Consider the following 24,078-nt stretch of genomic DNA (forward strand, 5'->3'; position numbering starts at 1 on the left):
ATTCTGCGCTCGGCTACAAATCGCCGCGCATGTTTAGGAAAGAGCGACGCCGTCAGGCTCTGGAAACTGACGCTAAATAGGCATCGGGCTGTGTCTGGGAAAAGCGGGGCAAGATCACCTGGTCTCTGGCACGGCATAGTTTGCTGGATCGACCGCCATCGATTTGATCGGCCGGAACACATCACCACGTGACTGTTGGGCCTTGCGCTTTTCCTCCGAGGGCGGGCTGATGAAGATGAAAGTGGCCTCATGCGGGTCGCGCAGGTTGACCGCCAGGCTTGGGCCCCCCGCGCGATAACTCCCCATGACGCCGATCGCCATCTCCATGAACAAGGTAGCGGCGCCGGTGTTGCCGAGGCGCCGGTCGATGTTGATGAATTTGTCGAGCTTGCCGCTATCGATCTCGGGGCCGCCCTGAACAGCGTACTGGTGCAGCATGCTCTCGAGCGCGACCAGTTGTTCGGTCTGGTTGTTGGTGGCGGCGATTACGCGCGCTGGCGCCTTGGACCGTTCAGCCTCGGGCAAGGTACGCAGGGCTTCCTGCAAACCTTCGAGGAGCGCTTTCTGGCGCGCGTCGCGCCGGGCTAGCGGCTTGCCGTGTTCGTCGGTGGTCTTTACGAAGACCGGGCGGTGGATGTAGCCGAGCGTGGCCATTTTGTCGAATTGCTCGAGTTGTGTTTTGCTCCAGGGGACGGGGAACCATGGGGTTGGCTTCCAGTCCTGAGGTGGCCGGTGCTTGGCGTTCAATTCACGGTCGAGGAAGCTGATCGCGCCGATGCCGCGGATGTCGGGACGAACGCTGAATTTGGCGGCGAAGTCCAGCCATTCGGCGATGGTTGGGGGGCGAGAGTAAGCGTCCTTATCTGCGCGCGGCAACGACTGCGACAATTCAAGATGGCCGAGGTAGAGGCGCCGCGCGACTCCGTCGCGGTTGAGTACATCCATTGGAACTTCGTAGCCGTCGATGTCGTCGTACACAAACGGTCGGATCGGGTCTACCCGTTCGCGGCGGGCCAGGATGAACAACGCTGCCGAGTCCGGCATTTCTGGGACGTAGTAACCATCCTTGACCAGCGGTGGCGCTCCACGAGGTTGCGAGAGTTCCCGGGTGTATATCCCATCGTCCGAGTTCAACACGATATATGGCAGGTCCGGGTTGGCATCGAAGAAGTCGAACACTTCCTCGAGAATTCGATCAGGCCGCTCTGCGAAGCGGCGCGGGCCGGCGACGAACAGACTGTCCGACATACCCTCTCCTTCGGCGCCGGCAGCCAATCCCATGATTGGCGATAATGGGCTATCCGGAATTTCGCTGAAGTCAGGTGGATTCGCATTGAAGACCGGAGTACCCCAATAGCTCACCGAATAGCCGGCGCCATTGAGCAAAGCATCGTTGACCCGGCCGCCAGTCAAGCCGTGCTTGTCTGTGCTTGTCCAGGGATATTTCTTTGGATCGTGTTCGCGCAGTGAGGTGTACGGATTACCGGACTGGAGCGCCTCCCACAGCTTGCCCTGCCGGTACTTGTCGAGAGTAACCCCCAAACCGATTACCTCGAGGACGTACTCGCGCCGTCCTTGCTCGGTGTTCGCCGCTGCCAGCTGCTCGCGCGCTTTCGACGCCGCCGCCGTGGCCTGCACCTGGCGTGCATCGGCTTCGCGTGCCGCCAGCACCCAGCGCCCTCCGAGGAGCAGTCCGATTCCGAGCAGGACTGCCAAGGGCCACCATAGTTTGCTCATCGTTACCTCCGTTTGGTTGGTTGCCGCGATGACGTTTCCGGACATCATGAAGAGCAATGCCAGCATCAATCGACATGGCATGCCGCGAAATTCCTGTTTTGCTCCCGGATTCCTCGTGTCATTGCAAGTGCTCATGAAGTCACCCGTTCAGCCTTCCCCACTTGTCTGGACATCGATTCCACGACGAGGGCGGGCGGAAGTCCCTCAGGTGGAAGTGGCAGGTCGGCAGGCAGTTTTCCGGTGGAGTAGTATTCTTTAGTTCCTTCGATCAGTGCCCTGCGCCAAGGGCGCTCGTCCGCCCAGTAGGCTGCATACAGCGTCTGGAATGCTTCCCAGGTGAGAATGCCGGGGCGAGGTTTTTCGCCCCAGGTTGGTTTCTTCAACCGCCAGTCCGCCACCGCGCACAGGTATCTGTAGAACAACGGATCGGTCGGCGCCTTCCCGCCGCCGATTGCCACGTCGTAGGCGGTCACATGGCGATGGTTCTTGCGCCCACCGTAAATCGCGCTGTGGAACGAGCGCGATACAGCAGTCTTCTGCCAGCGCAGGCGCGCCTCGTTCGGCGTCTCGGTCCGTTCGATCAACAGCTTTGGCGGATTGAGGAGACGGTCGAACTCCAGGCAGGCATACACATTTTTTACCTGGCACTTGTCCTCGTTTTTCTTCTCGCGGTTGAGCGTTTCCGTCAATGCCGCACGATACTCGCTGCATTTCGCCACCTTGCCCTTGTGCAGGGCGGGACGCGGGCTCGGAACCGGTTGATAGCCGCGCAGGGTCGCCGCGATACCGCCCGGATCCGTGATGCACTCCCAGTGACTTCCGTTAATACCGTAGTCGCTGGTAACGGAAACCGCAGCGTCGATCTGGTCGACGTTCTCGCTGGCGCCGTAGCGCTTCTGGGCATCGGGGAAGGCTCCTTCGCCCATGCTGGCGATAATCGGCTTTGGCAGTGCCTCGCCGGTGATACGGCGCAGCCCGAATCGAGCCCGCTCTTCCGGAGAAGCGTCGCTGGGCGCGTCGTCCTGGGCGGGTAAGCGCTCCCGCAAGAAATGATTGCTTGTAAGCGAGTCGCTGGCGGCTGTGTGCGCGTGATCGTCTTCACCGGGAACCCGTAGCGCGAAGTCGTGAGGTGGTTGCCCGACCATGACAAACTGGCCGCCTCTAGAGTCCGGGCGGCGCTTGAGAGTGAAAACGCGCTGAAAGAAGCCACTGCCCAGCTCCGAAAGCGGTTTGCGTGTTGTCTGCGTCGGCGCTGCTGTCGTTTTGGCGTGCTGTGGTGCGAAATCCTTGAACGATGCACGCGCACTCACCTGGCGAGCTTCCAGCCGGTGGCCGCGCAGGAAGTCGGGCACGCCTTGCCAGCCGATCCCCGCGACACCGGCGAATGCCACCGTCATGTCTTCCGGCGAGAAGTACAGGTAGACCTTGCCTCGATTGTCGCGGTCTTTTGCGGCCGTCCATTTAGGGCCGACTGCGCCGAAATGCTTTTTTGTATCGGTCAGTTCCGCCAGCGCGGGGCTTGGATGCTTTTTGGCCTGGACGCCTTTGACAATGTTCGCCAGCGTGGTCAAACGGGCGTGCAAGGTTTGTCCACCGCTGATGTATTGGTAGCGGTTCTTGTTCCCCGCCGTCATCAAGGCATCTGCGCCCGCATAACCGTCGGCGAGGGCTGCGGTCGTCGGCAGTTCGTCGATCAGGCTGTACGGGGGATTGCACAGGATCAGCGTGTCGGCCGGTCGCGCCCCCGGCTGCTCCTTCTGCATGTTCGGATCGAGAAGGAAAGCCTGGGCAAGCAGGCTGAGAAGGCAACCCTGGCTGTGCGCAACGATCGAGACCGTTTCGTTTTCATCGTAGTCGCGGATCATCGTAATGAGTGCGGCGAGCCGGCGCGCTGCCAGGATCATGTAGAGCCGGCCCGGGTTTTTCAGGAGGGGGTGGGTTGCATCGCGCGCTGCCATGTCGATGGCCCCCATGGCGTTGCCTTTGCCCCGGTTCCACATTTCCGGAAGCGAGGACGTTGCGTTGGCAAACGGGCCGCCTTCCTTGGAAAAATCCCGGTCCAGCCGGTTGCCGTAACGGTCGGTTGCCTGTCCATGCGGTGTCATCTTCCAGTGGCGCACATGCGCCGCTTCTTCCCGGAAGCCCCAGTAGAACGGGATGACCGGGCTGTGGGTTTCATCGGTGACCTGGCGCTTGTAGAAGACGGCGTCCGGATCTTCCTCCAGCTTGTTTCGGTCCGCTGCTTGCGGCATCTGGTAGGTAGCTGGCGTCAAATCACCACACAGGCGTTCGGCCAGGCCTTCGCACAAACCCGATTCGACAGCGTCGTAACTCACTCCTATGTCATTCACGCCATGTACGATGATGATCGAGCCGGGCAGGTTGTGTCTTACCCCGACAATCCTTTTGTTCCCTTTTTTCGGCAGGGTCATGCCTTCCCCAGTGCCTCTGCCGAAGGGCGGTTTTTGTAAAGCCCGGAGCTCTTTTCTTTGCTCATGACTGCCCTTTCTCCTCGAAATGAATACGCGCAGCGTGCATCTGTTCGTGTTCCAAAATTGTGGTTTTGCCCGCAGCGTCCGTTTCACCCTCGCTGCTTCCGGCAGGCGAATCGATCTTGTAAGCCAGTCCGGCCGCGGGTACGCCGCCGTCGAGATGGGGGTAGAGGCGCGGTTCGAAGGCGAGATCGGTTCCGTCCTTCTTGAATGCGGGAAGCTCGGCGTTCATGGTCTCGGGGCCCTCCCAGATAAAATCCGGCGCATGGAACTTGAGCGCTTGTCTGCTCCCCAGGACTGGCGATCCTTCGCCCAGTTTGAGAAATGAGCCGTCTGCCGTCACAAACAGGATGCTTTTGGCTGCGACGGTAATCGCGCCTTCATTGGCAGTTACCTGGATGTCCTTCGCCGAGTTGACAGCGATGTCGTCGTGCTGGCTCTGCAGCAGCAGCGTGCCGGTGTGTGCGATCGCATTGAGCCCGCCACTGCGGGCGAAAAGCGAGACGCCGTTGCCGGCATTGACTGCGAAGCGTTGCCCTGCGGTGAGCTGCAGATGCTGCTGGGCGGCCGTATCGATGTTGGTAGCCGAGTAGCTCACGATGGCTTTGGAACTCGCGAAACCAATCCCGGCGGGTGAGGTCATCGCGATGACCGGTTCCCTTGGTTCAGCAGCTTCGGGCGCGGTGTTGCTGCCATCCTCCCACTGTTTGAACCGTGCAAGCAGAGATTCCTGTTCCTTGGTATCGATCTCCAGGCCTTTGTGTTCGGCGGCGTAGCTGCCGAGGGAAGTGCATAGCTCGCCGCACTCGCGCAGAAGGTTCAGATAATCGTCGCGTGCCAACTGGGGGCCTTTGGTACCGGCGCCGCCGAGCAGCTTCCAGGCGCTGATCAGGATCCCGCGCGCAGCCCGCAACGCGATCGCTTCGTCTGTACGCAACTCGGCGCCTTCGCCGCGGGGGCGGGCGCCATGCTGCCGCCGTGGCTCCGTGAGGTATCCCAGGTTCAGTTCACTCGCGCCGTGGTCGCTTCCCAACTGCGCGCTGATCTGGCCTGAGGTATCATCCAGCCTGAGCTGGTTGCCGCGCTGCCCGCGCACTTCCCGGCTACGCAAACCGGATTGGTAGCGGGTATCGGGCAGTCCGTCCTCCCGTACAAATGCCGGGGGTGGCGCTGCGCCGTTGTACACCTGGGCCACGATGACGGGCTTATCAGGATCTCCCCCGGCGAAGGCGATTAGTACCTCCGTGCCGACGGGCGGCAACAGGCGCGCGCCGCACTGGCCACTGTTGCCTGGTCCGTCGCCAGCCCAGTTCGAGGCTACCCGTACCCAGGCCGAGTCGCGATCCGAATCCGAACTGCCGGCGCCAGCTGCGTGTGCATGGTCCTCTGGCCGTGTAGCGAGAAAACGGACCTTGACTCGGCCGAGATGATCGCACCAGACTACTTCGTTTTCCGGGCCAACAACGATTGCACTCTGCAGTTGGGGAGGTGGCACGACCGGGCGTGGCGGGACGATCCGGACCGTGCGCCGGACGCACTCGAAACGGGTCTTGAAGCGCAGCGGTTCATCGTCGCCGCCAGCGATGGACGTCGTTGCGTCACGGGGCCATCCACTACGCTCGAACAGCCGCTTTACCCGTGCGCCGATCTCCACCGGCAGGTTGTTCTCGGCGACGATATGCTGCGACGTGACGATAAACTCGCGTTCGCTGGCGGGATGTGTGTCGATTTCCGGATGGCCTTTTAAGCTGAACCACTCGCCAGCGGCAAGGTCGCGCACCCCGCCTTCGCCTTTGAAGCATTTGCTTGCGTACTCGTGGTACGCGACCTGCGTATAGGTCAGCTCCGTGAGGTCGCGCGGGCTGTCACCAACATGGGGGGCGCCAACCAGATATTGATCCAGTCCGGCGGCTAACTGGTTGCCGTGTTCTCCCTGGTCCGCTTGCGATGCCACGTGGGTCGTCATGAACATCGTGCTGCGCGGCTGTAGGTAATCCCAGCTGTGCAGCGAGCCAGAGCCCGGCTGGAGCTTGCGTACTGCGCTCCAGCCGGTAATGGCGTCTCGCTGCTCGGTGGCGGCGTCGCGGTGAAAGCGCACCTCACCGGCCTCGTTTCGATCGAGTTTGCTGGAATCGTCGAACAGGACCAGCGTGTGGCCGATACCGGATGTTCGCTCGCGGCTGGAGGAGTTACCTGTATTCGTTAGTCCCGAACGAAAAAACCAGGCGATACCACGTCGCTGCATCAAACGCCGGATGAACTCGGCGTCTGACTCGTTATGCTGCATGATGAACGTACGCCGCGGGTGTTGCCGGCTGGTGAGCAGAGGATCGATGTGCAGGTCGAAAGTACGGGCCAGGACCGGCATACTTCTTTGCCACTCCTTGACAAGTATCTGGATAATGTCCAGTTCGTTCTTGTCCCGGAAAACGCGTGTGTTGAACCTGTCTTCCAGCACCGATAGCGCGTCACGGATGATCAGCTGATAGGTAGCGAGGCCGCCATCGCTCTGGCCGGATGCCGTTTCCGTAACGATGCCGCAAATGCGGCGCAGTTGCCCACGGTCGGTGACGATTTGCAGCTCGCAAGGCGCGCCGATGAAGTTCTTGAGCTGCAGTGTCGCGCTTTCGGCCACGCAGAGAATCTGGAACTCGAAGCCATCGCAGATCGCTTCACTGCCAACAACCCTTTGAGGAAGTAGTGACTCGGCGCCGCCGCCATCATCGCTCTCCAGGATCAGGCGAAGCGGGCGGTTGCAGGTTGCGAGTTTGTACTGAGTAAGGCCGAATGCGGTCGCTATGTCGTTAGCTGTCATGTGTCGTTATTCCCCATCAGGTTGGATGTGCTGCTTCGCGGATTCCCCCCGCTCGTCAGGGGCGTGCGCGACCTGTTGTAAGCTCGTATGCTTTTGGTGGCAGCGCCTGGCCGCCCAGTTGGTCGGCATGGATGAGGATGGGAGCGACGAAGATCAACTTGCGTGAACTGCGGGCGGGGCCGCACGGCTGGGCTCGGAAATGGCCGCGCCGCCAGTGCGGCGCCCTGATGCCGGCCGCGCCAGGCGCCGGCAGGATCGCCGGTGTGCTCGCAGGGCCGACCGTGATGCGGTCATACAGGGAATCGATACGGCGCTGCAGTTTGGCCTGCTTTTTCGGGCCGACGCCTGCCAATCGCTTCAGTGCGGCGCTGTGTTCCGTGTTGACCTCTTTGCGCGCGTCCTTCAGGCCGAGGTACAGGAACACTTTCACCATGTTGTTGATCAGCTTTATCAGCACATCGTCGTCGGTCGCGCGCTGGCCATTTTCAGGCGTCAAGATCTCCTCGGCCCATTCCATGACGGCCTCCTCCGGCGAAAGCAAAGGGCCGCGCAGCAGTCGCGCACTGATGCCCCTGTCGTTCGAGGCGTAGACGATCATTAGTTGGGTATCTGCCATGGTCGACCATCTGCGTTTGAGATAGCTGCTATCTGCTGCAATGAAACCTTTTAATTATTCAAGGTTATGCAACGGTGAAACTTGAGCAAACGCAACAGTCGTCAGTCATGTATTTTTGGACTAAAGCCGATGTGCTCAGAACAAGATGCCGGTTCCCATCAGCTTCGCATCTAGGTGGCGCATTACGCCAATGAAAATCAACATTCCGGCACTCGTAGCGAACGCGAGAATGGACAATTGGACTACCACCGGTCCGGTAGACAAATCCCGACCTCACATCGAGGCGCGTTCAAAGGATGGGCTGCTGCGCGTCACAAGCACGGCACAGTGGGTAGAGAGGGGACTGCCGCAGATACAAAAAAAGACGTCACGATCACTCGTAACGCCTTCATTTGATACTGCAAATTCGTGGTAGGCCGTGCGGGATTCGAACCTGCGACCAACGGATTAAAAGTCCGCTGCTCTACCAGCTGAGCTAACGACCCGAAAGAGGCAGCATTATAGCCGGGCATTGCGGTTTGCGCTAGTGCTACCTGAACAAGCTACTGTCACGCCAGCGCCGCAGTGACCTTCAACACCTCGTCCGCCGTGGTGACCCCCTCGACCACCTTCATCGCCCCCGCAATGCGCAGCGGCTTCATGCCATCGAGCACACTCTGCTGTCGCAGTTTCTGGATGTCGCCCGATTCCCGGATCACGCGCGCAAATCCATCGCTCACCGTCAGCAGTTCGTAGATGCCCGTCCGTCCACGATAACCAGTCTGCCGGCATTCCGGACAGCCGATCGGCCGATACACGGTCGACGGCTTCGGAATATTCCATGTCCCGCCAATTCCCTGCCATACCTCGTCGCTTAACTCGCCCCCAGGCGCCTTGCAGTCGGGGCAGAGCGTGCGCACCAGCCGCTGCGCCATCACGCCGATCAGGGTCGCTTCCAGCAAATAATCCGGCACCCCCAATTCGAGCAAACGCACCACGGCCGCCGGCGCGTCGTTCGTGTGCAGTGTCGAGAACACCAGGTGCCCCGTCAGCGCCGCCTGGATCGCCATCTCGGCCGTCTGCAAATCGCGGATCTCACCCACCATGATGATGTCCGGGTCCTGCCGCATCAGCGCGCGCACGCCGTCGGCGAACGACAGGTCGATCCCCGGCTGCACCTGCATCTGGTTGAACGAGGCCTCGACCATCTCGATCGGATCCTCCACCGTGCACACGTTCACCTCGCTGGTGGCCAGCGCCTTCAGCGTCGTGTACAGCGTGGTGGTCTTGCCCGACCCCGTCGGCCCGGTGACGAGGATGATCCCGTGGGGCCGCGTGGTCAGCGCATCCCAGCGCGCCGCATCGTCCGGCGGGAAGCCCAGTTCCGGCAGGGTCTTGACCACCACCTCGGGGTCGAAGATGCGCATGACGAGCTTTTCGCCAAAGGCCGTCGGCAGCGTCGACAGGCGCAGTTCCACTTCCTGCCCGCCGTTCGTGCGCGTCTTGATGCGGCCGTCCTGCGGGCGCCGCTTCTCGATCACGTCCATGCGGCCCAGCAGCTTGATGCGCGCGGTCATCGCGATCATGACGACCGCGGGCACCTGGTACACCTGGTGCAGCACGCCGTCGATGCGAAAGCGGATCATGGCGAAGTCGCGCTTCGGTTCCAGGTGGATGTCCGAGGCGCGCTGCTCGAAGGCATAGCTCCACAGCCAGTCGACGATGTTGACGATGTGCTGGTCGTTCGCGTCGAACTGCTTGTTCGATTTGCCCAGCTCGACCAGTTGCTCGAAATTGCTGCGCATCGCCACGTCCTGCCCGGTGTGGCGGTTGGCGTCGCGGATGGTCTTGGCCAGGCTGAAGAACTGCGAGATGTACTGGGCGATGTCGAGCGGATTGGCCAGCACCAGCTCGATCTTGCGGCGCGACACCTTGGCGATCTCTGCTTCCCATTCGATATTGGCCGGGTCGGCCGTCGCCACCACCAGGGTCGAGCCGGTCATGTCCACCGGCAGGATGTTGAAGCGCGCCGCGTAGCTGGCCGACATCACATCGGCCACCCTGGTGAAATCGATTCTCAAAGGGTCGATGCGGATGAAGGGCAGGCCGACCTTGGTGGCGCACCATTCGGTCAGCACGTCGAGGGTCAAGAGCCGGTGCGGCGGCAGCGTCGATACCAGCTTGCACTGGGCCACCGCGGTCAGCGGATGCATCGAGCCGGCCGCGTTCTTCAGGATGGCCTGCGCATGCGCGAACTGCGTCTTGACGTGTTCCTTGGTGACGATGCCGTCCGCGAGCAGCCACGAAAAAATCGACTGCAGGTCCAGTGCCCGCAGGCGCGGCGCCTTGTTGGCGGTTGAGGTGGCTTGCGTATTCAGGTCCGGCTCCCGCGAGGTCGTCATGCTGGGCTTCAATCGGCGGCGAGGATGCCCTTGACCCAGGATTTCGCCGGCAACCTGGTGGCCGCCACGATCTGCGCCGCGCGGGCCGCCAGCGCTTCCTCGTCCATCTGGGGACGGTCGCGGAAGCACAGGGCCACCACATTGCCGTCGTGGACTTCGGGCAGGCAGATCACCTGCGCGAAAGCGAATTTCATGGCCTTGATGTTCTTGGCGAAGCTCGGATGGTCGCCGAACAGGTTCACCGTCATGATCCCGCCATCGCGCAGGCAATCGTTGCAGGCCTGGTAGAACTCCGGCGTGTCGAGCACCGGGCCGCGCGCGGTGGCGTCGTACAGGTCGCATTGCAGCACGTCGAAGGCGCCGTGCCTGGCCGGGTCGGTCACGAAATCCATCGCATCCATCTCCAGCACGTTCAGGCGCTCGTCGCCGGGGGGCAGCTTGAACATCGAGGCGCAGATCGTGATCACCGATTCATTGAGTTCGACGGCGGTGACGCTCGCATCAGGGAACTGGCGGTAGCAGAACTTGGTCAAGGTGGCTGCGCCGAGCCCCAGTTGGGCAATCGCACGGGGCGCCTCGATGAACAGCATCCAGGCCATCATCTGCTGGGCGTATTCCAGCTCCGGCCAGTCCGGCTTGCGGATGCGCATGGCGCCCTGCACCCACTCGGTGCCGAAATGGAGATAGCGGACACCATCCTGTTCGGACAGGGTGACGGGGGCGAACCTGGGCTTGCGCGTGGGGCGGCGCGAGGATTCGGCCTGTTCGATGGATTTGCGTTTGATGAGCATAGGGCGACCTGGTTGAATCGCCCTATTATCGGGGGAGGGGTTCTCGCAGCGCAAGCGCGAGAACCCGCGGATGGATCAGTAAGCGTCGAGCGGCTGCACCGACACGCGCAGGCGCACGCGGTTGCCGGGATCGCGGTTCATCAGGGCGGTATGGGTCTGGCCGCGGTATTCGTAGGTGACGTCATAGCCATTGGTGCGGGTCTCGATGGCGTCGACGGTGCGGCACTGGCGCACCGCCTGTTCCTGCACGCCGCCTTGCGGACGGTTGTTGTTTTCCGTACGGTCGCCCACCATGGCGCCGGCGATGGCGCCGGCCGCCGTCGCGGCGACACGGCCGCTGCCGCTGCCGACCTGGTTGCCGAGCAGGCCGCCGACGATGCCGCCGACAATGCCGCCGCCCACGCCACGCTGCTGCTCGACCGGCACCTGCACGTATTCGGTACGGCATTCCTGGCGCGGCATGCGGATCTGTTCCACCCGCGGCTGCACCCGCACCACGCGGCCGAAATCTTCGAAATCCTGGGCCTGGGCCTGGGCCAGCGGCAGGGCGGCGAGGCCCATGGCAGCGATGATCAGTTTGACTTGAATGTTCATGTTCTACCTCGTGTTGGACATGTTTCGGACATATTCGACGGGTCTGGTGGGGCGGGAACCGACCGGACTTCCATGGCTCCTATGGTAATCCGATCCGCGCGGGCCATCGGATCCCCGTGGCAACAAAATGTAACAGCAACGCAATACGCGACACGCTGCCGCCCGAATGGAAGAGGCATTGATGCAAGCGTAAGTCGTGCATATGTCGACATACCAATTTTTACAAATGCAATTCCGTGGATCACATTTGGGTTGCTTCCAATACCACAAAACGTTACCCTTACACAAATCAGGGTTTTATTGGCGCGTGGAAACGACAGCGGGAGAGAACAGGCGGCGGATGCCAACCGTCGCGCAGGGTAGCGCCCAGGGCGCTACGTCACACCGACATGGTCACTGAGGAAAAAATGAGTTTGTTGATGAGAGTGCCGCCTAATCTTGTGCAGTCGATCCGCGCCTTCCGCGTCGTCGAGCTGCAGCAGGAGGCCGCGCGCCTGGGTCATCATTTCCTGTATGCGCATTGCGCCAATACGCTGACCAAGCAGCAGGTGTGCACCCGCATCGGCGAAAACTTTTATTTCCCTAAACCCTGCAGCAAGAATTTCGATGCCTTGCGCAAGTGCCTTACCGAAACCGTGAACGAGGCCGGCCCGCAGCCCGGTTTCCTCGTCGTGCTCGAACAATTGCCGAGTGCGCAGAAATTCGACAAGGAAGCACGCGAGAACCTGCTCGACGTATTCCGCGATGCGGCCGAATTCTGGGCCGAAAAGCGGGTGCCGTTCCGGGTATTCTACTCCTTCGCGATCCCCGCATAAGCGGCCGGCAAGCGCCCGGCGCGGCTCTGCCGCCGGCGCTCATCGGCGACGGTTGGCTGCCTGCGATACGGTACAATGCGGGGTATGAAAAATATCGTGATCCTCATTTCCGGCCGTGGTAGCAACATGGAAGCGCTCGTGCGCGCCCTGGAAAACGAAGGCTGGCCGGCCAGAGTCGCGGCCGTCATCAGCAACAAGCCGGAAGCGAAAGGCCTGGAGTTCGCCCAGGCCCGCGGCATCCCGACGGCCGTCGTGGCCAACAAGGAGTTTGCCACCCGCGCCGAGTTCGACGCGGCGCTGCAGGAAACGATCGACCGCTTCGCGCCCGACCTGGTCGTGCTTGCCGGCTTCATGCGCATCCTGACGGCGCCCTTCGTCGAGCACTACGCAGGCCGCATGCTGAACATCCATCCGTCGCTGCTGCCGCTGTTCCCGGGCCTGGGCACGCACCAGCAGGCGATCGACGCGGGCGAGAAGGAACATGGCGCCACCGTCCATTTCGTGACGGCCGAGCTCGATCACGGCCCGGTCGTGGCGCAGGCGCGCGTGCCGGTGCTTCCTGGCGACACCGAAGCGACGCTGTCGGCCCGCGTGCTGGTCGAGGAACACAAGCTCTACCCCTATGCGGTGCGCCTGTTCGTCGAAGACAGGCTGCGTATCGACAACGGCGATGTGCGCATTCTCGCGCCTGCCGAACCCACAAGTATCTGATTAAGGAACACCATGAGATTGCCTCCAGCGATCATCGGCAATACTGAGGAAGTATTGCGCGATATCCTGCGCTTCACGTCGCCTGCCGACGTCACCCTGTCGCGCTACTTCAAGGACCACCCGCGTTTCGGTGGCCGCGAGCGCGGCGTCATCGCCGAAGCGGTGTATGCCGTCCTGCGCAACAAGTCCTTCTACACCGATTTCGCAGGCTCGGGCAACACGCCGTCGATGCGCAAGCTGGCCCTGCTGGGCCTGGCCGAAACGGCCGGCATCGACGCCCTCGGCGGCCTGAGCGAAGACGAAACCCATCTTCTCACCCGCGCCAGGGAAGTCGACCGCAAGCTGCTGCCCCCGCAGATGCAGGCCAACCTGCCGGCCTGGCTGTACGAGAAGCTGGTGGCGCAGTTCGGCGAAGCCGAGGCGCTCGAGCTGGCCGCCGTGCTGAATACCCCGGCGCCGCTCGACCTGCGCGTCAATTCCATCAAGGCCAACCGCGAGGACGTGATCGCCGAGCTGGCCAAGGCGCCGATCGCCGCCGAGCCGATGCGGTACGCGCCGCTGGGCCTGCGCGTGCTCAAGAAGCCTGCGCTGCAGAACCTGCCGCTGTTCAAGGAGGGCGCGATCGAAGTGCAGGACGAGGGTAGCCAGGTGCTGGCCCAGATCCTGGGCGCGCGCCGCGGCGAGATGGTGGTCGACTTCTGCGCCGGCGCCGGCGGCAAGACGCTGGCGCTGGGCGCCACCATGCGCAATACCGGGCGCCTGTACGCCTTCGACGTGTCGGAAAAGCGCCTGGCAAAGCTGAAGCCGCGCATGGCGCGCAGCGGTCTGTCGAACGTGCATCCGGTGCTCATCGCGCATGAGCGCGACGCCAAGATCAAGCGCCTGGCCGGCAAGATCGACCGCGTGCTGGTCGACGCCCCGTGCAGTGGGCTCGGCACCCTGCGCCGCAACCCGGACGTCAAGTGGCGCCAGCGCCCGGAGGCCATCGGCGAGATGCAGGAAAAGCAGGCCGCGATCCTGGACGGCGCCGCGCGCCTGGTCAAGACCGGCGGCCGCCTCGTGTATGCCACCTGCAGCCTGCTGAACGAAGAGAACGACTTCATCGTCGAGCAATTCCTGTCCAGCCATCCGGACTTCGAACTGGTGCCCATGAAGGACGTGCTGGCCGAGCAGAAGATTCCGCTCGAGATGGACCAGTATCTCAAGATGCTGCCGCACAAGCACCAGACCGACGGCTTTTTCGCCGCCGTCATGCAGCGCAAGGCGAAGGCCAAGGCGGCCGAGTCGGCAGAAGTCGCTGATGAGGCCGACGAGGCCGGCGACGAAGAAGCCTAACGCCGCAACATGCCGCTCCAGCAATTGCTGGCCGACCTGCTCGGCGACTTCCGCAAGCCTGTCATCCTGTGGCAGATGCTGGCCATCGTCCTGTGCGTCGCGGTGGGATGGGGGCTGGCGCGGCTGATGCATCGTTCCTGGCTGGACAGCCATCGCGACCAGCACCGGGGCCTGATCGGGCTGGGCATGGCCAGCTTCAGCCGCGTGCTGCCGCCGCTGCTGATCCTGGGCCTGCTGGTGGTCACGCGCGCCGTCATGGCAAGTTACCAGAGCGTGCACCTGCTCGACGTCGCGGTGCCCCTGGCGTCCTCGTTCGCGGTGATTCGCACCTTCTTCTACCTGCTGCGCCGGGTGTTCGCACGCCGCGGCCAGCTGGGCGAGGCACTGCGGACCTTTGAAAAGATCTTTGCCCTGGTGGTGTGGATGGGCGTGGCCCTGCACATCACGGGTGTGCTGCCCGATGTGATCCGTTTCTTCGAGAAAACTTATCTGCCGGTCGGGAAGCACAAGCTGACCTTGGCTGACCTGGTCGAAGGTATCGTCTCGATTGTCGTGCTGATGATGCTGGCCCTGTGGGCCGGCACAGCGCTGGAAGAGCGCCTGATGAACGTCGAGCGCATGCATACCTCGATCCGGGTGGTGCTGGCGCGCATGAGCCGCGCGGTGCTGATCCTCGTCGCCGTCCTGTTCAGCCTGTCGCTTGCCGGCCTGGACCTGACCGTACTGTCCGTGTTCGGGGGCGCGCTGGGCGTTGGCCTGGGTCTTGGCATGCAGCGTATCGCGAGTAATTACGTGTCCGGCTTCATCATCCTGCTGGAGCGCAGCCTGACGATCGGCGATCCCATCACGCTGGACAAGTATTCCGGCAAGGTGGCGCGCATCAACACCCGCTACACCGTGCTGCGCGGCGCCGACGGCACCCAGACCCTGCTGCCCAACGAAATGCTGATCACCGGCGTCGTGCTGAACCAGTCCTTGACCAACCGCAACGTGCGGGCCGTGACGAAGCTGACCGTTTCCTACGACAGCGACCTGTCCGTCGTCATGCCCCTGCTGGAAGCCCAGCCGCGCGGCGTGCCCCGGGTGCTGGAACAGCCGGCGCCGAACGTGCTGCTCAATGCGTTCACCCATGACGGCTACGAGCTGGAGCTGGGATTCTGGCTGGGCGACCCGGAAAACGGGCAGGGCGGGCCGATTTCCGATGTCAACCGGAAGATCTATGCACTTGTACAGACAGGGGAGATCAAACTGGGCCATCCGTCCATGGATACGCGCCTGCTCGATGCCCATATCACATCGGTCATGGCGCGTACTCCGAGTCCAACCTGAAACAAGACGTAAAACAGGCGTGAAACCGCGCGTTCGCGTGCCGTGAATCAGTGGAACCGCGTAAAATGACGAATGAGAGCCACCGCGCCTGTTTGGTGTGCCGACGCGATATCCATGGAGACTGAATGAATTTCATTAGTAGCGAACCCGTGCAAGCAGTGCTGACCTTCCTGTCGACCGGCCTGCTCGACTTCACCGGCTGGCAGGTTTTCTTCGCTACGCTGGTGCTGACGCACATCACGATCGCCGCAGTGACGATCTACCTGCACCGCCACCAGGCGCACCGCGCACTGGAGCTGCACGCGATCCCGAGCCACTTCTTCCGCTTCTGGCTGTGGCTGACCACCGGCCAGGTGACCAAGGAATGGGCATCGATCCACCGCAAGCACCACGCCAAGTGCGATACCGAAGAAGATCCGCACAGCCCGCAGACGCGCGGCATCCGCAAGGTGCTGTTCGAGGGCGCAGAGCTGTACCGTGCCGAGAGCAAGGTCAAGGAAACGATGGAGAAGTACGGCCACGGCACCCCGGACGACTGGATCGAACGTAACCTGTACACCAGGCACAGCGCCATGGGCGTGGTGCTGATGTTCTTCATCGACGTGGCGCTGTTCGGCATCGTCGGCATCTCGGTGTGGGCGGTGCAGATGATGTGGATCCCGATCACCGCGGCCGGCATCATCAACGGCATCGGCCATTACTGGGGCTACCGTAACTACGACTGCAGTGATGCCGCCACCAACATCGTGCCGTGGGGCATCCTGATCGGCGGCGAGGAACTGCACAACAACCACCACACTTTCGCCACCTCGGCCAAGCTGTCGAGCAAATGGTACGAGTTCGACCTGGGCTGGGGCTACATCCGCATCCTCGAAACCCTGCGCCTGGCCAAGGTCAAGAAGGTGGCGCCGAAGCCGGAATTCGCCAAGGGCAAGCAAGTGGCCGACCTCGACACCCTGCAGTCGGTGATCGCGAACCGCTACGACGTGATGGCCAAGTATGCCAAGTCGGTGCGCTACGCTTTCCGCGAGGAATTCGAGCACCTGAAAAACAAGGCCGAGCTGGAAACCCGTTTCCTGAAGAGCTCGCGCAAGCTGATGCAGCGCGAGCCGGCCAAGCTGGAGTCGTCGCAAAAGCAGCAACTGGTCGAGCTGTTCCAGCACAGCAAGGCCCTGGAGACCATGCACCAGATGCGCGTGGAACTGGGCGCGATCTGGGAACGCTCGCACGCAACCCGCGACCAGCTGCTGCAACAGCTGCAGGACTGGTGCGCGCGTGCCGAGGCCTCGGGCATCAAGTCCTTGCAGGACTTCTCGCTGCGCCTGCGCAGCTACGCATAAGCGACCTGGTGTTGCAATGACGAGCGGCTCCTTCGGGAGCCGCTTTTTTTTCGTAGGGTGGTCGGGTTTTCCGACCGCGCGTTCAGGTTCCGCATGAATGGATGTGCGGCGTCGCAACGGCTGGCTGAACTCTGCCCGGGTACTAGATCAGCAGGACCTGCGCATCGTCCGGCAGCACCAGGCGCGCACGCGGATCGAAGTCTTCGTTGCCGGTGAAACGGTGGCAAAAGACCGGGGAGTTCGCATGGTTGCGTGCCGGTTCGCTGGTGGGGTAGCGCGCCAGCGGCCGGCCGCCGTCGACGACCTCGACGTGGGCGCGCGGCGACAGGCTGCACACGGACAGGCCCAGCCTGCGCGTGAAGGCCCAGGCCAGCAAGCGATGGTGCCAGGGCACCAGCGGATCCAGGGTGGCGTGGACATCGTGCAGCAGGCGCCGCAGTTCGCCCATCGTCCAGGCGTCCGGCGCCAGGGTCGGCACCAGCACCAGGTTGGCGCGCAGGTCGGACGGGTTCATGTTGATCGACAGGCCGCCGTTCTGTTCAGCGATGCGCTCGGCCACCGGCACGATGTACACGCCGTGCTCGCCTGCCGGCACGGGCAGCGATTCGCCGCCGCCTTCCAGCCAGACGGCCAGGTCGTCGGTACGCACGCCGGGCCGGGCCGGGCGCAATTGCACGGCCAGGACGGCCCGTCCCGCGAGGCGCTGCCGGACCGCCTTGGCCATGGGGTAGAACAGGTCTTTATAGGGCAGCATGCGCGTGTGCGAGGCCTTGACTTCCACGGTCGGCATGCCTGCAGGAGCAGGCGCCTGGGCATGCGCAGGCAATGCCAGGATCGCCCAGGCGGCAAGGCCGGACAGCGCAGGGAAGGTCAGCGCAAGCAGCTTCGGTAGCGGGGACATGCCGTTCGTGATGGAGTCGACAACACGCCTATGCTTTCACGCCCTGGCGAAAATTGCAATGGATGCAGTCGCCTGGCTGCGGATGCGCAAATCACTGTTGTATTCCGGGATGCGCTCGCATGGCATGGACGCAAAAAAGCCGCCAGTCGAAACGGGCGGCTTTTTTCCGGGTAAAACAAGATCGATTACTTGATCTTGGTTTCCTTGTAGATCACGTGCTTGCGTGCCTTCGGGTCGAATTTGGTGATTTCCATCTTCGCCGGCATGGTGCGCTTGTTCTTGGTGGTGGTGTAGAAGTGACCGGTACCTGCGGTCGATTCCAGCTTGATTTTGTCGCGGCCAGTTTTTGCCATGATAGCTCCCTAATTAAACTTTTTCGCCACGGGCACGCATGTCGGCCAGCACGGCGTCGATGCCGAGCTTGTCGATCACGCGCAGACCGGCGTTGGACAGACGCAGGGAGACCCAGCGGTTTTCCGATTCCACGAAGATGCGGCGGTTCTGCAGGTTTGGCAGGAAACGACGCTTGGTTTTGTTGTTAGCGTGGGAGACGTTGTTGCCAACCATCACTCCCTTGCCGGTAACTTGGCAGACACGTGCCATAGTGCACTCCTTAAGAATATCCAGATTTGGAAAAACGAGAGTATAGCGTGAAAAGCGAAAGCAAATCAATCACTTGCGAAAAACAATTGTGTCTTTTGTTATTCGTGATATTTAACATTTCCTGATGAGCTGGCCAAGGCCTCGTTTTGGCGCTGGTTGAGGGACAAGTACTGTGCCCTGGAATGCACGCAGGGCTTCAGAGCTGGCCGTGCTCGGCAAACGAATGCACCTGCGTACCGGCCACGACGAAATGGTCGAGCACGCGAATGTCGACCAGCGCCAATGCCTGCACCAGGCCGGATGTCAGGCGCAGGTCGGCTTCGCTCGGTTCGGCCACGCCGGACGGATGGTTGTGTGCCAGGATAACGGCTGCGGCATTGCGGCGCAGCGCCGCCTTCACCACTTCGCGCGGGTAGACGCTGGTGTGGGTCAATGTGCCGCGAAACATCTCTTCATAATTGATCAGGCGGTTCTTGACGTCGAGGAAGAGCACGACGAAGGATTCGTGCGCCTGCAGCGCGAACTGGTGGCGCAGGTAAGCGCGCACGGCGTCCGGCGAGCACAAGGCCTTGCGTTCGAATTCCTCGGCCACGGCGCGCCGCGTCAGCTCCACCGCCGCCTGCAGCTGGGCATACTTGGCCGGGCCGAGTCCGTGCAACTGGCCGAATTCGCTCGATGTGGCGTGCAGCAGCCGGTGCAGCGAGCCGAAATGGTCGAGCATGTCGCGCGCCAATGCCACTGCGCTCTTGCCTGCCACGCCGACGCGCAGGAAAATCGCCAGCAGTTCGGTGTCCGACAGCGCGCCGGGACCGCCGCGCAGCAGCCGCTCGCGCGGGCGTTGTTCTTCCGGCCATTCAGTGATTCTCATTGTCTGATCCTTGCCTGGTTGCGTCGATGTTCGCGTCGAAATTCAGGGCTGCCGGAAGCGCAAGGGACGGGCGTGGCTTACAATAGCGGTTTGCCTGCAACAGGCCCGCCTGTCACCACAAAGAACATGTCCAACGCTCCAGTCGTCAACGAATCGTCCTACCTGACCCTGCATTATCGGCTTGCCACTGCAGACGGTACTGATCTCATCACTACCTTCAGCGGCACCCCGGCCACCTTGCTGCTGGGCCAGGGACAGCTGGCGCCTTTCCTCGAGTCGCGCCTGATCGGGCTGCCGGAAGGCACGCACCAGACCTTCCAGCTCAGCGCGCTGGAGGCCTTCGGCGAGCGCAACCCCGACCTGATCCAGCCGGTGTCGAAGGCGACGCTGCAAGAGAACTCGGTGCCGGACGCCGACTACAAGGTGGGCGAGCTGATCGAATTCAATGCACCGAAGGGCGGACGCTTTGCCGGCGTGCTGCTGGAATTGCGCGAGACCACCGCGCTGTTCGATTTCAACCATCCGCTGGCCGGCCAGGCCCTGCAATTCGAAGTGAAATTGATTTCGGTTCTGTAAAACAGAGACAGGAAAGCTCCATGGAAAACGAAATTCTGCTTGCCCAGCCGCGCGGCTTCTGTGCCGGCGTGGACCGCGCCATCGAGATCGTCGAACGCGCCCTGCGCCAGTTCGGCGCCCCGATCTACGTGCGCCACGAGATCGTCCACAACGCCTACGTCGTCGAAGACCTGCGCAACAAGGGCGCGATCTTCATCGAGGAGCTCGAGGACGTCCCGCCGGGCAATACCCTGGTGTTCTCGGCCCACGGCGTGTCGAAAGCAGTGCGCGCCGACGCCGAAGCGCGCGGCCTGACCATCTTCGACGCCACCTGCCCGCTGGTGACCAAGGTCCACGTCGAAGTGGCCAAGATGCGCAGGCAGGGCTGCGAGATCGTCATGATCGGCCACGACGGCCACCCGGAAGTCGAAGGGACCATGGGCCAGGCCGAGGAGGGCATGCACCTGGTCGAGACGGTGGAAGACGTCGCTACACTGCAGGTCAACAACCCGGACCACCTGGCCTACGTGTCGCAGACCACGCTGTCGGTGGACGACACCGCCGAGATCATCGCCGCGCTCAAGCAACGCTTCCCGAACATCATCGAGCCGAAGAAGGGCGACATCTGCTACGCCACCACCAACCGCCAGGAAGCCGTCAAGTTCCTGGCGCCGCAGGTGGAGGTCGTGATCGTGGTCGGCAGCCCGAACAGCTCGAACTCGAACCGCCTGCGCGAGGTGGCGGACAAGATGGGCACCCCGGCCTACATGGTCGACAATGCCGCTGCCATTGATCCGCAATGGATCGCAGGCAAGAAGCGCATCGGCGTGACCGCCGGCGCATCGGCTCCGGAAGTGCTGGTGCAGGCCGTGATCGACCGCCTCAAGGAACTGGGCGCGGCCAGCGTGCGTGCGCTCGAGGGGGTCGAAGAGAATGTGGTGTTTCCGCTGCCGAAGGGGCTGGACGGCGCCAAGGCCGCTTGACGTAGGCGTGATCCAGTCCAGTGGACTGGATCACGCTCTGCCGACCGCGCGTTCGACTTCAGGATGCCCTGTGGCGAACCACTTTTTCGCTGAACGCGCGGTCGGGCAAGCCGACCACCCTACAATTTCGGCGCGCAGCATGTTTTCCACTGCAAGTTTTCCATTTGCCATTTATGATGACGGCCATCGGAACATGAACGCCAGGCCAGCAACGGCACTGCGGGGATACCCGGAGTGCCGTTTTTCTTGGCCTGGATGAAAAAGCGGAAAGAGCGAACGCGCACGATGGAAACATTCATCCAACAAATCTTCAACGGGCTGGTGCTGGGAAGCATGTACGCCCTGGTGGCGCTCGGCTACACCATGGTGTACGGGGTGCTCAACCTGATCAACTTCGCGCACGGCGACGTCCTGATGATCGGCGCGATGATCGGCCTCACCATCCTCCAGCTGCTGGAGGCCTATGTTCCCGGCCTGCCGGGCTACGCGCAGCTGGCAATCGCCATCATCGGCGCCATTCCGGTGGCGGTGCTGGTCAACATCGTGGTCGAGCGCGTCGCCTATCGCCGCCTGCGCAATGCGCCGCGCCTGGCGCCCTTGATCACCGCGATCGGCGTGTCGATCCTGCTGCAGACCTTCGCCATGATGATCTGGGGCCGCAGCCCGCTGCCGTTCCCGCAGCTGCTGTCGCCGGAACCGGTCGAGATCGGCGGGGCCCTGGTCTCCCACACCCAGCTGCTGCTGCTCGTGCTGGCCGCAAGCGCGATGGTCGCCCTGGTGCTGCTGGTCGAACGCACGAAAATGGGCCGCGCGATGCGCGCCGTGGCCGAGAACCCGCGCGTGGCCGGCCTGATGGGCGTGGACTCGAACCGCGTGATCGTCGCCACCTTCGCCATCGGCGCCGCGCTGGCCGCGGTGGCCGGGGTGATGTGGGGCGCCAACTACGCCTCGGTCACCTTCACCATGGGCATGCTGCCGGGCCTGAAGGCCTTCTGCGCCGCCGTGCTCGGCGGTATCGGCAACATCTACGGCGCCATGATCGGCGGCATCCTGCTGGGCATCATCGAGGCACTCGGCGCCGGCTACATCGGCGATCTCACGGGCGGCTTCCTGGGCAGCCACTACCAGGACATCTTCGCCTTCGTCGTGCTGATCCTCGTGCTGACCCTGCGCCCGTCCGGCATCATGGGCGAGCGCGTGGCGGACCGCGCCTGATTCGAAAGGAAGCACGCCATGGCACTCCTGACTTTCGACGTCCAGCACAAGCCGCGCCAGGCTTATGCCAGCATGGGAATCGTGCTGGTCCTGATGCTGGTCTTCCCCTTCGTGGCCTCCCAGTTCGGCAACTCCTGGGTGCGCATCATGGACATCGCGCTGCTGTACATCATGCTGGCGCTGGGCCTGAACATCGTGGTCGGCTTCGCCGGCCTGCTCGACCTGGGCTACATCGCCTTCTTCGCCGTGGGGGCCTACCTGGTCGGCCTGTTCTCCTCGCCGCAGTTCGCAAGCCTGCTCGAATCGGTCATCTATTATTCGCCGGCGCTGGGCGAGGCCCTGGTCGCCTTCTTCGGGCCCGAGATCCAGCAGAACGGCATCCACCTGTCGGTGTGGGCGATCGTGCCGCTTGCGGCGCTGGTGGCGGCCCTGTTCGGCGCGCTGCTGGGCGCGCCGACCCTGAAGCTGCGCGGCGACTACCTGGCCATCGTCACGCTCGGCTTCGGCGAGATCATCCGCATCTTCATGAACAACCTGAACGACCCGATCAACTTCACCAATGGGCCGCAGGGGATCAACATGATCGACCCGATCCGCGTGTTCGGGGTGTCGCTGGCAGGGGAGGCGGGTTCGCAGGCGACGGTGCACGTCGGCGGCTTCTCGATGCCTTCGGTGAACGCCTACTACTTCCTTTTCCTGTTCCTCACCATCGCGACGATCTTCGTGACCTCGCGCCTGCAGCATTCGCGCCTGGGCCGGGCCTGGGTGGCGATCCGCGAGGACGAGATCGCGGCCAAGGCCATGGGCATCAACACCCGCAACGTCAAGCTGCTCGCCTTTGCGATGGGCGCTTCCTTCGGCGGCGTGGCCGGCGCGATGTTCGGCGCCTTCCAGGGCTTCGTGTCGCCGGAATCGTTCTCGCTGACCGAATCGATCGCCGTGCTGGCGATGGTGGTGCTGGGCGGGATCGGCCACATCCCCGGCGTGGTGCTGGGCGGCGTGCTGCTGGCGGCGCTGCCGGAAGTGCTGCGCCACGTGGTGGAGCCGGCCCAGCAGGCGCTGTTCGGCACCGTCGTCATCGAAGCGGAAGTGCTGCGCCAGCTGCTGTACGGCCTGGCCCTGGTCTTGATCATGCTGCTCAATCCGGCCGGCCTGTGGCCCTCGCCGAACCGGGAAGAGCGTCCGAACGCCGCCCTGGCGCGCGAGGACGAGGAAGGGGCGAAAGCATGAGCGAGGTCCTTCTGAACATCTCCGGCGTCAACAAGCGCTTCGGCGGCCTGCAGGCCCTGACCGAGGTCGGCATCCGCATCGAGCGCGGCCAGATCGTCGGCCTGATCGGCCCCAACGGCGCCGGCAAGACCACCTTCTTCAACGTGATCACGGGCCTGTACCAGCCCGACAGCGGCAGCTTCGAGTTGGCCGGCAAGCCGTATTCGCCGTCGGCCCCGCACGAGGTGGCCAAGGCCGGCATTGCGCGCACCTTCCAGAACATCCGCCTGTTCGGCGAGATGAGCGCACTCGAGAACGTGATGGTGGGCCGCCACGTGCGCACCCGCCAGGGCGTGTTCGGCGCGATCTTCCGCCACAAGGCCGCACGCGAAGAAGAAGCGGCGATCCGCCGGCGCGCCAGGGAGCTGCTGGAGTTCGTGGGCATCGGCCGGTACGCCGAGCGCACTGCGAAATACCTGTCCTACGGCGACCAGCGCCGCCTGGAGATCGCGCGTGCACTCGCCACCGACCCGCAGCTGCTGGCCCTGGACGAACCGGCGGCCGGCATGAACGCCACCGAAAAGCTGGCCTTGCGCGAGCTGCTCGTGAAGATCAAAGGCGAAGGCACGACCGTGCTGCTGATCGAGCATGACGTCAAGCTCATGATGGGCCTGTGCGACCGCATCACGGTGCTTGAGTACGGCAAGCAGATCGCGGAAGGGATCCCGAGCGAGATCCAGAAGAACGAGGCCGTGATCAAGGCCTATCTCGGCGGAGCACCCCAGTGA

General features: G+C 62.9%; 21 protein-coding genes and 1 tRNA gene. 10 read left to right on the plus strand and 12 right to left on the minus strand.

Annotated elements, in window-relative coordinates; translation table 11 throughout:
- Nucleotides 1-114: 114 nt before the first annotated feature.
- The 8 genes from AC56KL_RS15270 to AC56KL_RS15305 form a co-directional block, all read right to left on the minus strand.
- Nucleotides 115-1,872: a type VI lipase adapter Tla3 domain-containing protein gene (locus AC56KL_RS15270; protein ID WP_497181014.1), complete on the minus strand. Its 1,758-nt coding sequence runs from the start codon at nt 1,870-1,872 to the stop codon at nt 115-117.
- Entirely contained in the window at nt 1,869-4,169 is a 2,301-nt protein-coding gene (locus AC56KL_RS15275) for a T6SS effector phospholipase Tle3 domain-containing protein (protein ID WP_497181015.1), read from the minus strand. The genes AC56KL_RS15270 and AC56KL_RS15275 overlap by 4 nt, the downstream gene beginning before the upstream one ends.
- A 61-nt stretch (nt 4,170-4,230) precedes the next feature.
- Nucleotides 4,231-7,044: a type VI secretion system Vgr family protein gene (locus AC56KL_RS15280; protein ID WP_497181016.1), complete on the minus strand. Its 2,814-nt coding sequence runs from the start codon at nt 7,042-7,044 to the stop codon at nt 4,231-4,233.
- A gap of 55 nt (nt 7,045-7,099) precedes the next feature.
- Nucleotides 7,100-7,642: an AcrVA2 family anti-CRISPR protein gene (locus AC56KL_RS15285; protein WP_497181017.1), complete on the minus strand. Its 543-nt coding sequence runs from the start codon at nt 7,640-7,642 to the stop codon at nt 7,100-7,102.
- Between the two features lie 427 nt (nt 7,643-8,069).
- Nucleotides 8,070-8,145, minus strand: a tRNA-Lys gene (locus AC56KL_RS15290).
- A gap of 63 nt (nt 8,146-8,208) precedes the next feature.
- The gene (tfpB, locus tag AC56KL_RS15295) at nt 8,209-10,041 is read right to left on the minus strand and encodes a type IV pilus assembly ATPase TfpB (RefSeq protein WP_497181018.1); all 1,833 of its coding nucleotides are present in this window, start codon (nt 10,039-10,041) and stop codon (nt 8,209-8,211) included.
- A gap of 8 nt (nt 10,042-10,049) precedes the next feature.
- Nucleotides 10,050-10,832, minus strand: a complete 783-nt coding sequence (locus AC56KL_RS15300) for a spermine/spermidine synthase domain-containing protein (protein ID WP_497181019.1) — start codon at nt 10,830-10,832, stop codon at nt 10,050-10,052.
- A gap of 75 nt (nt 10,833-10,907) precedes the next feature.
- Nucleotides 10,908-11,426 (minus strand): glycine zipper 2TM domain-containing protein, encoded by a 519-nt coding sequence (locus AC56KL_RS15305; RefSeq protein WP_497181020.1) that lies wholly within the window; start codon nt 11,424-11,426, stop codon nt 10,908-10,910.
- A 407-nt stretch (nt 11,427-11,833) separates the two neighbouring features.
- Between AC56KL_RS15305 and AC56KL_RS15310 the strand changes: the two genes are divergently transcribed.
- The 5 genes from AC56KL_RS15310 to AC56KL_RS15330 all read left to right on the plus strand — a co-directional run bounded on the left by AC56KL_RS15310 (nt 11,834) and on the right by AC56KL_RS15330 (nt 16,956).
- Nucleotides 11,834-12,241: a barstar family protein gene (locus AC56KL_RS15310; protein WP_497181187.1), complete on the plus strand. Its 408-nt coding sequence runs from the start codon at nt 11,834-11,836 to the stop codon at nt 12,239-12,241.
- Nucleotides 12,242-12,325: 84 nt separating this feature from the next.
- The gene (gene purN / locus AC56KL_RS15315) at nt 12,326-12,952 is read left to right on the plus strand and encodes a phosphoribosylglycinamide formyltransferase (protein ID WP_497181021.1); all 627 of its coding nucleotides are present in this window, start codon (nt 12,326-12,328) and stop codon (nt 12,950-12,952) included.
- Nucleotides 12,953-12,964: 12 nt separating this feature from the next.
- Entirely contained in the window at nt 12,965-14,287 is a 1,323-nt protein-coding gene (locus AC56KL_RS15320) for an RsmB/NOP family class I SAM-dependent RNA methyltransferase (RefSeq protein WP_497181022.1), read from the plus strand.
- 9 nt (nt 14,288-14,296) lie between these two features.
- Entirely contained in the window at nt 14,297-15,616 is a 1,320-nt protein-coding gene (locus tag AC56KL_RS15325) for a mechanosensitive ion channel family protein (protein ID WP_497181023.1), read from the plus strand.
- Between the two features lie 125 nt (nt 15,617-15,741).
- Nucleotides 15,742-16,956 carry a DesA family fatty acid desaturase gene (locus tag AC56KL_RS15330; RefSeq protein WP_497181024.1) on the plus strand — a complete coding sequence of 405 codons (1,215 nt, stop codon included), beginning with the start codon at nt 15,742-15,744 and terminating at the stop codon, nt 16,954-16,956.
- 142 nt (nt 16,957-17,098) lie between these two features.
- Here the strand turns inward: AC56KL_RS15330 and AC56KL_RS15335 are convergent, their stop codons facing one another.
- From AC56KL_RS15335 to radC, 4 genes are all read right to left on the minus strand, one after another.
- Nucleotides 17,099-17,857 (minus strand): hypothetical protein, encoded by a 759-nt coding sequence (locus tag AC56KL_RS15335; RefSeq protein ID WP_497181025.1) that lies wholly within the window; start codon nt 17,855-17,857, stop codon nt 17,099-17,101.
- Between the two features lie 185 nt (nt 17,858-18,042).
- Nucleotides 18,043-18,210, minus strand: coding sequence for a 50S ribosomal protein L33 (gene rpmG / locus AC56KL_RS15340; protein ID WP_005665735.1), 168 nt, complete (start codon nt 18,208-18,210; stop codon nt 18,043-18,045).
- Nucleotides 18,211-18,223: 13 nt separating this feature from the next.
- On the minus strand, nt 18,224-18,460 hold the full coding sequence (gene rpmB / locus AC56KL_RS15345; protein WP_026354825.1) for a 50S ribosomal protein L28: 237 nt from the start codon (nt 18,458-18,460) through the stop codon (nt 18,224-18,226).
- A 196-nt stretch (nt 18,461-18,656) separates the two neighbouring features.
- Nucleotides 18,657-19,328, minus strand: a complete 672-nt coding sequence (gene radC, locus AC56KL_RS15350; protein ID WP_497181026.1) for a RadC family protein — start codon at nt 19,326-19,328, stop codon at nt 18,657-18,659.
- A 126-nt stretch (nt 19,329-19,454) separates the two neighbouring features.
- Here radC and AC56KL_RS15355 point away from each other — a divergent pair, with 126 nt between their 5' ends.
- The 5 genes from AC56KL_RS15355 (at nt 19,455) to AC56KL_RS15375 (ending at nt 24,078) form a co-directional block, all read left to right on the plus strand.
- Nucleotides 19,455-19,904, plus strand: coding sequence for an FKBP-type peptidyl-prolyl cis-trans isomerase (locus tag AC56KL_RS15355; RefSeq protein ID WP_497181027.1), 450 nt, complete (start codon nt 19,455-19,457; stop codon nt 19,902-19,904).
- 20 nt (nt 19,905-19,924) lie between these two features.
- On the plus strand, nt 19,925-20,866 hold the full coding sequence (ispH, locus tag AC56KL_RS15360; protein ID WP_497181028.1) for a 4-hydroxy-3-methylbut-2-enyl diphosphate reductase: 942 nt from the start codon (nt 19,925-19,927) through the stop codon (nt 20,864-20,866).
- 285 nt (nt 20,867-21,151) lie between these two features.
- Nucleotides 21,152-22,081 (plus strand): branched-chain amino acid ABC transporter permease, encoded by a 930-nt coding sequence (locus AC56KL_RS15365; RefSeq protein ID WP_497181029.1) that lies wholly within the window; start codon nt 21,152-21,154, stop codon nt 22,079-22,081.
- 18 nt (nt 22,082-22,099) lie between these two features.
- Nucleotides 22,100-23,311 carry an ABC transporter permease subunit gene (locus AC56KL_RS15370; protein ID WP_497181030.1) on the plus strand — a complete coding sequence of 404 codons (1,212 nt, stop codon included), beginning with the start codon at nt 22,100-22,102 and terminating at the stop codon, nt 23,309-23,311.
- Entirely contained in the window at nt 23,308-24,078 is a 771-nt protein-coding gene (locus AC56KL_RS15375) for an ABC transporter ATP-binding protein (RefSeq protein WP_497181031.1), read from the plus strand. The genes AC56KL_RS15370 and AC56KL_RS15375 overlap by 4 nt, the downstream gene beginning before the upstream one ends.

This window comes from Telluria sp. ZB4P34 (assembly GCF_059686055.1).